At 43.4% G+C, this 7531-nt stretch carries 5 protein-coding genes; 2 read left to right on the top strand and 3 right to left on the bottom strand.

Annotated features, from left to right (window positions below; translation table 11 throughout):
- Window positions 1-160 precede the first annotated feature (160 nt).
- Window positions 161-478: a hypothetical protein gene (locus NDA06_RS25825; RefSeq protein ID WP_190414933.1), complete on the top strand. Its 318-nt coding sequence runs from the start codon at window positions 161-163 to the stop codon at window positions 476-478.
- 209 nt (window positions 479-687) lie between these two features.
- Here NDA06_RS25825 and menB read toward each other — a convergent pair whose 3' ends face one another.
- Window positions 688-1521 (bottom strand): 1,4-dihydroxy-2-naphthoyl-CoA synthase, encoded by an 834-nt coding sequence (gene menB, locus NDA06_RS25820; RefSeq protein WP_190414934.1) that lies wholly within the window; start codon window positions 1519-1521, stop codon window positions 688-690.
- Between the two features lie 154 nt (window positions 1522-1675).
- Here menB and NDA06_RS25815 point away from each other — a divergent pair, with 154 nt between their 5' ends.
- A complete protein-coding gene (locus NDA06_RS25815; RefSeq protein WP_190985078.1) occupies window positions 1676-3862 on the top strand; it encodes a P-loop NTPase fold protein in 2187 nt (728 codons plus the stop codon).
- A gap of 29 nt (window positions 3863-3891) precedes the next feature.
- Here NDA06_RS25815 and menD read toward each other — a convergent pair whose 3' ends face one another.
- A complete protein-coding gene (gene menD / locus NDA06_RS25810; RefSeq protein ID WP_190985077.1) occupies window positions 3892-5649 on the bottom strand; it encodes a 2-succinyl-5-enolpyruvyl-6-hydroxy-3-cyclohexene-1-carboxylic-acid synthase in 1758 nt (585 codons plus the stop codon).
- A 59-nt stretch (window positions 5650-5708) separates the two neighbouring features.
- Window positions 5709-7148, bottom strand: a complete 1440-nt coding sequence (locus tag NDA06_RS25805) for an isochorismate synthase (RefSeq protein ID WP_190672216.1) — start codon at window positions 7146-7148, stop codon at window positions 5709-5711.
- Window positions 7149-7531 lie beyond the last annotated feature (383 nt).

Here is a 7531-nt window from a genome sequence, read left to right as displayed (position 1 = left end):
TCTATTACACAAAGCTAAAGAAAATCTAAATCAGTATTTGTACTTGGGGATCGCTAGAACATAGACGGGGAATATAGATTACAACATTCCAAACTCTACAACCGTTAATAGAGAATTTTAATATAAAGCATAGATAAAAATTCTCCTAAAGAGGACTCCCATGAAGACCTTAAATACTGTAACTTCTGCCTGCCGGTATTGTCAGTATTACAAGCCCGAAGGGCGTCGTGGGGGTCTTTGTCAGCAACTCGGCGTGCCCGTTCGAGGCGGCTGGGGAGCCTGTTCTTTAGCACTTCCGGCATTTGCGCCGTCTTGGGAACGTCTCGAAGTAATGATGCGCTGGCAGGATGAAACCCTGAAAACACCGGAGGCGCTCTCAATCAAATGTTCGCTGAACTCTTCTCAAGAATCTACCTCGCTTAACGAGAATGTCTCTACTGCCCAACAGTCAGTAGAAGAAGAGGCGCTGCTCGTATGAATAAAATAAAGAATAGTTAAGCTCACCTTGCAGTTTGTCAAGGCAACTTGCTTAAACTCTTAAAAAAATAAAGATTTGCTTTAGAATCGCACCTTATTTAAGTCAAGGTGCGATTTTTGATTTAAGAGCCTTGTGGGATACTTTTTTACAAAAGATGACTCTTTAAACCCGTTTTCTGAAAAAAAACGGGTTTTTCCATTTGCGAACGACTAAGGCAGCCAAGGATATTGACGGAAATCGGGTGGACGTTTTTCCAAAAATGCCTGCTTGCCTTCGGCTCCTTCTTCAGTCATGTAATAAAGCAAGGTGGCATTACCGGCGAGTTCTTGCAAACCAGCTTGTCCATCGCAATCGGCGTTGAAAGCCGCTTTTAGACACCGGATGGCAATCGGGCTTTTTTCTAAAATTTCATTAGCCCACTGGATGCCTTCTTGTTCCAGCTGTTCTACAGGCACGACGCAATTCACTAAGCCCATTTCTAGTGCTTGCTGTGCGCTGTATTGGCGGCAGAGAAACCAAATTTCTCGCGCCTTTTTTTGCCCAACAATCCGGGCAAGATAGCTGGCACCAAATCCACCATCGAAGCTGCCGACTTTAGGGCCAGTTTGCCCAAAAACAGCATTATCTGCGGCGATGGTGAGGTCGCAAATCAGGTGAAGGACGTGTCCGCCACCGATGGCATAACCTGCCACAAGCGCAATGACGACTTTGGGCATGGAACGAATTAGGCGTTGCAAGTCTAGGACATTTAGGCGGGGGATGCCTTCATCGTCTACATACCCAGCTTGTCCCCGCACACTTTGATCGCCACCAGAACAGAAGGCGTATTTGCCATCGGTGTGAGGACCAGCGCCAGTAAATAATACGACGCCAATGCTAGTATCTTCGCGAGCATCGCAGAAGGCGTTGTAAAGTTCAAAGACGGTTTTGGGGCGGAAAGCGTTGCGTTTGTGCGGGCGATTAATCGTGATTTTGGCGATACCGTCGCCTTTGTGATAGAGGATGTCTTCGTAGGTTTTGGCGGTTTGCCAGTTGATTTGCATAGAGAGTTGTGCAGTATTTCGAGTTGTGCAGTATTTCGGCTTGAGAATTTTAACCCAGTGTTTGAAATTACGGTGACTAGGTAGAACCTCAAGAGAGAGGAGGCTTGAGCGATTGCTGTGTCATCATGACGACAGGGCTAAGAAAAGGCATTTTATGGGACAGACTGAGAAGAATTCCGAAGTCGAATCTGAGAATTTTAATGCTTTATCGTCAGATAACGCTTTAACCAATCCGAAAGCAGATCGATTAGGATATGCAACCTTTGCAAGATATCTAGCAGACAGTATTTGCAAAATGAGCTTTCCGGAAGGCTTCGTGATTGCAGTCTACGGTTCCTGGGGTTCTGGCAAATCGACGCTGTTGAATTTTTTAGTTCACTATCTAAAGGAAAAACCAGAGGACGAGCAACCAATTATCGTACCCTTTAATCCCTGGTTGTTTTCCGGGCACGAAGATATCACAAGGCGCTTCATTGACCAATTACAGGCTGTTTTGAGTGAATTCAAATCTGTACCGAAAGGCTTAAAAGATCGACTAGCCGATTTCGGTAAACTGTTTTCTGAAATTCCTATTCCTTACGCTCCCGCGGGTAAGGTAGTAGAAAAAATATTTGACGATAAGCAAAAGGATACTTCCGACTTAAAAGAAGAAGTCGAAAACACACTGCTAAAGCAGCATCCGCGAATCGTGGTAACAATTGACGATATTGACAGGCTTGCCACTGACGAAATTAGACAGTTGTTTCGCGTTGTCAAAGCCATTCCAAATTTTACAAATGTTGTCTATGTCCTAGTCTGCGATAAAGAAATTGCCCTCAAAGCACTTGCAGACACGCAGGGGACAACTGGAGAAGCCTATCTTGATAAACTTGTTCAAGTTCCTTTTGAGTTACCAATTCCAAATAAAAATCTACTCCGCAGGCTACTTTTTGAAAAACTGAATTTCGTACTTGCTGACACCCCTACACAGCTATTAGATAGAAATTATTGGGGAAATATTTACTATCAAGGGATAGACCAATTTATTACCAACACTCGCGATATCACTCGTTTGATAAACACCTTAAGCATGACGTACCCGGCAGTTCAAGGTGAAGTAAACTCAGTGGATTTCATCGCTGTTGAGTCGCTGCGAGTCTTTTGCCCAACGATATATGACATCATTCGCAAAAATCCTAAAGCTTTTGCAGGAGACACGGATACCAAAGGTTTTATAAGTGCTACAGCGGACGAACTAAAATCTCTTTACAATTCTTGGCTTGCTCAGCTTCAAGATGAGGATAAAGAGCCAGTTAAACGGTTGCTATTGATCCTCTTTCCTAAGTTATCAGCGATTTGGGGTAATAATACCCAATACGTTGCACAACAAGAGTTAACATGGCGCAGACAACTGCGCGTATGCAGCTTAGAAGTATTTCCAGTCTACTTCCGTCTGGCGTTACCAGAAGGTGAATTATCGAATACCGAGATGAAAGCCATCCTTGCTTTGGCAGGCGATGCGAAGGCATTTGGAGAAACTCTTGTAGAACTCGCTAATCAAAAACGTCCTGAGGGTACGACCCAAGTTCGGATATTTTTGGAACAACTTGAGGATTACACTGAAAAAGAAATTCCTTTAAATAGCATTCCTTCAATTGTGCAAGCTTTATTGGATGTGGGCGATCGCCTTTTGCGTCCTGAAGACGAACCGTGCGGAATGTTTGATTTTGGAAATGATATCAGAATCGAGCGCATCATCTCACATCTGTTGCGTCGTCTTGAGGAACCAGCACGGTTTGAGGTGTTGAAACAGGCGATGTCAAATGGTAAGGCAGTTTTAACAATTGTGGACAAAGTAGTCGTCCTAGGTCAACAACACGGTAAGTTTGGAGCTAGTGAATCAAATCTAGAAGAAGAAAGACTTATCAGCGCACAGCACCTTGATGAACTTGAAGAAATTGCCTTAAATAAGGTGCAAGATGCCGTGCAGCAAAACTCCCTATTACAAACGCCAGGTTTAGCACATATCCTGTATTATTGGCGGGAGCAAACAAGCGAGTATGAAGTCAAACAGTGGGTTAAAGAGGCGATTAAAAACGACGAAGGGCTAGTTGATTTCTTTGAGAAGTTTTTTGAAAAAGCATTTAGAAAACCTGAGTCTAATATGGGTCAAACCACCGGCTACGGGCTTGAGCCGAATTTACTTGAACCCTACGTTGACGTATCTTTAGCGATTAACCGGCTTAGGAGCCTTCTTGAAAAGGATTGTTTAACAGAAGAACAGAAAAATGCGATCGCGCGATTTATTGAAGAATATGACAGGAGTCAGCAGGAGAAAGATTCTGACGATCCATTAGCATGAAAGGCTGAATGATTCACCAGAGTTAACGTTCACAGGATATCTGCTGCCAATTTTCCCAAATTCTCTTTCCGCCATTTGGCATCTACCTTGCGATTGGTTGGCAACTCTAAAACCCGGAGTCCCTGCGATGGCAATGGGTTTAATCGTTGCTTCAGGTGTTCCCAGGATGTAATCACTTCATGCTCTACATTGTAAGTAGCACAAAGCTGAGCAAAATTTATATCCTGTGGTGTGGCAAAAAATTCTTCAAAGGGTGGGTTAAATTTGGAAATCGGCAACATTTCAAAGATGCCGCCGCCATTGTTGTTAATTAAAATTATGGTCAAATGCCCTATAAATTTACTTCTCAGTAAAAAGCCGTTAGTATCGTGCAATAAAGCTAAGTCACCTGTCAGCATCACAGTGCTTTGATTGCGATGTGCAATGCCTAAAGCAGTCGATAAGGTGCCATCAATGCCATTCGCGCCTCGATTAAAAAAGGGCTGAATCCCGGAATTGTTGGGTGCCCAGAAAAACTCTACATCTCGCACCGGCATACTATTAGAAATAAACAGAGGAGTGCCCGGTGGTAGCGTCTTGGAAAGTAACCAAGCGGCTTTTCCTTCAAAAAGTGTGTCCATTGTTGCCATCGTTTGGTCGATGGCTTTCCTGACCTTTGATTCGGCTTCACACCAACTGCTGAGATAAGACGCGATCGCTTGCGTCTCTACAAGTTCATTTGGGTAGGTTTGAAATAGGTGTTCTATGGAGATTCGCAGGTGGGTTGTATTGCCGTGCAAGGGATCTAAATTGTGGTGGCTGGGGTCAATTACCCATCGGCGTGGTTGAGTTTTATCTAGCCAGTTTCGCAGTTCTTTACTGGTAGGTAATTCACCGATTTGAATTACCATTTCTGGTGTCAGTTTTTGCGCTAACTGCTGATTACGCAGGATTAAGTCATAGGTAGAAATTAGATAAGGGTTCAGTTGACTATAGTTCCTTAATGGAGATAGCGCCTCAGCCAATACAGGCCATTTTAAAGATTTGGAGATGTGCGCGATCGCGATCGCATACTCTTCCGGTATTTTCGGTTGTGCAGTCCCAGCGATAATAATTCCTCTGTCACATTGCTGCCACTCCTGTATGGGGTTGAAAGTGGTAGGTTGCAGGTTGAAAGTTGCTCCTAATGGCTGACAATTTGCAAAGAAATCTTCTTCTAGTAGAGACGCACCATTTTGCATATCTACAGCACCGTCGGGAATTGGGGCGAGGGGGTCGCGGAAGGGGATGTTAAGATGAACGGAGCCTGGAGTCGGAAAGAGCGTTCTTTCCCACGCATACATCACTGTCTGCCGCAGATAACCCAGCATTCCCATCTCTAGAGAAGGCAACGCTAACTCAGCTTGCCAGTTGGGATAATTGCCAAATAATTTCACCTGATCGATCGTCTGTCCAGAATGACAATCTCGCAATTCTGGGGGGCGATCGGCGGTTAAAACTAAAAGCGGAATTCGACTTTCCCTAGCTTCAATTACGGCTGGGTAAAAATTTGCCCCGGCAGTTCCAGAAGTGCAAACTAACGCCACCGGCAATCCAGATTTTTTCGCAATTCCTAATGCCAAAAATGCGGCGGATCGTTCGTCCAAAACAGGAATGGCTTCTATCTCATCAGTTTGACCGAAAGCAACAGTAAGGGGTGTTGAACGAGAACCTGGACAAATAACGGCTGTGGTTAATCCTAGTCGCTTTAATGTTTCGGTTAGGATGGAAGCCCAGAGGGAGTTGGTGTTACGAAAATCAACGGGCATTTAAAAGAAGAATGAACCGCAAAGACGCTAAGAAAGAAAGAGAGAAGAGAGAGTTCCGGCTAGACTAAGGCTTTTAGAAGTGCCTGGAGTTTAAGTTGAATTTCTGCTAATTCTTTGTCTGGATCGGAACCAGCAACGATACCGGCACCGGCGTAGAGTCTGGCACGACAGCCATCTATGAGTGCTGAGCGAATTCCCACAACAAATTCACTATTTCCTTGGCGATCTACCCAACCGAGCGGCGCGGCATATAATGACCTATTGAAGGTTTCATAGCGGCAAATTTCTTTCTGGGCACTCTCGCTGGGGACGCCAGCAACGGCTGGTGTCGGATGGAGTTCAGCCAGGATTTCTAAGGGATGAACGCCTGCCGGGATTTTCGCCTGAATGGGTGTCCATAAATGCTGAATATTTAAGAGTTTCAATAGCTGTGGTTGGGACAATACTTGAGGATTTAAACCTAGCTGGGAAAGGCGATCGCGAATAAAATCAATGACTACTCGATGTTCGCGCCTTTCTTTTTCACTGGTTAGTAACCGATTTGCTAATTCCGCATCTTCACTTGCTATTTTTCCTCTGGGTGCTGAACCTGCCAGAGCGTCCGTTACTAATTCATGGTCATGAATACTAATTAAACGTTCGGGACTTGCACCAATAAAACTTTGTCCCTTGCCGTTACTGGTGGAAAAAATATTGCAATCAGGATTGCGAGTTCGTAAATGATTGACGGAGGGAATTAACTGGAAAGGAATCGGGGAGATAACATCAAGGGCGTGAGCCAAAACAATTTTATGAATTTTTTCTTCCTGAATTGATGATAAAGCCTTAACCACCGATGATTTAAAATGGTTTACATCTGCAACATCGTGTTTCTTAAATAGTTTTCTGGCATCAATTGCGATATCTAGAAAAGATGCACTATGAAATCTTTCTAAACTAGTAACTCTGATTGCCTGAAATGTACGCCATAAGCTTTCAGTTAAATCTTGAATATTTATCTCTGAATCAATCAGAATATTTGCGACTACTACCGAAGTCTGATTTTTTAGAGAGATTTGCCATCGGGGTAAGAATACTGTGGCGGAAGGAAAAAGAGAATCCGCTCCTAGATTTTCATTAAAAAATGTAAAAGCGCAGAAAAAATGAGCGCCCGAAAAAGGTAAATTAACTTCACCAATACTCGTGGTATTGGCAATGCAAGATTGAATAAACTCCTGGGATTTGTTAAACCGATTGGGGCTTTCTAGTGTTAGCGCAGCTGCGGTGTCGATGGCAGCGATCGCTTCTCCTTGTGCTGGTTTTTCAAAGTAAAAGTGTAATTGATCGGGTCTAGCGATCGCCTGAAGGACAACCAACGGATCGACTGCTGGGATTTCTTGAGAAATACTGAGGAGCTGTGTCTGTTTTTTTTGTACAGCAGTCTGCTTAAAGGCTAAAAGAAATTGATGCAGTTCGTGAGTGTCTTGAAAAAGATTTTTAAGATAGGGTGTGACTAGCATGGAAGCGAGGATAGGTTGGCAATTTGATGTTAATACAACTAGCTGTGGCTCCTGGTTTATTGTTAGTAATCGAACAAACCTATCCTAAGAGCCAATAGAATAATGACAGTCCGTTGAAAACTGGTCGTATCTGCCAGTCTTCCCCTATTTTCTAAAAGTAAGGTGTGCTTACCAATAACCTTATTGAAATTCTTAACAATTCTCCAAAAATATTTCTTGAGGAATAAGGCTAAGCCTATGTATTGGTTTCTCTGTAGTATTTCTAGTTTACAACTTTTGCCTGCTTTTAAGATTGTCGTCATACTTTCAATGATTCCTTAACTTAAATTTCAGGATGATTACCGCAGGGGCATCTTCATTGATTAGATTTTAAAAACTCTTAA

The sequence above is a fragment of the Trichocoleus sp. ST-U1 genome, assembly GCF_039961835.1.
Taxonomy (GTDB): Bacteria; Cyanobacteriota; Cyanobacteriia; order Cyanobacteriales; family FACHB-T130; genus FACHB-T130.
The sequence above is the reverse complement of the archived record's forward strand: the minus strand, read 5'-3'. Positions and strand labels throughout refer to the sequence as shown.

Coding starts and splice junctions, on each gene's coding strand:
- NDA06_RS25815 (WP_190985078.1), top strand. CDS start 1,676: ATGGGACAGACTGAGAAGAATTCCGAAGTCGAATCTGAGAATTTTAAT.
- NDA06_RS25825 (WP_190414933.1), top strand. CDS start 161: ATGAAGACCTTAAATACTGTAACTTCTGCCTGCCGGTATTGTCAGTAT.
- NDA06_RS25805 (WP_190672216.1), bottom strand. CDS start 7,148: ATGCTAGTCACACCCTATCTTAAAAATCTTTTTCAAGACACTCACGAA.
- menD (WP_190985077.1), bottom strand. CDS start 5,649: ATGCCCGTTGATTTTCGTAACACCAACTCCCTCTGGGCTTCCATCCTA.
- menB (WP_190414934.1), bottom strand. CDS start 1,521: ATGCAAATCAACTGGCAAACCGCCAAAACCTACGAAGACATCCTCTAT.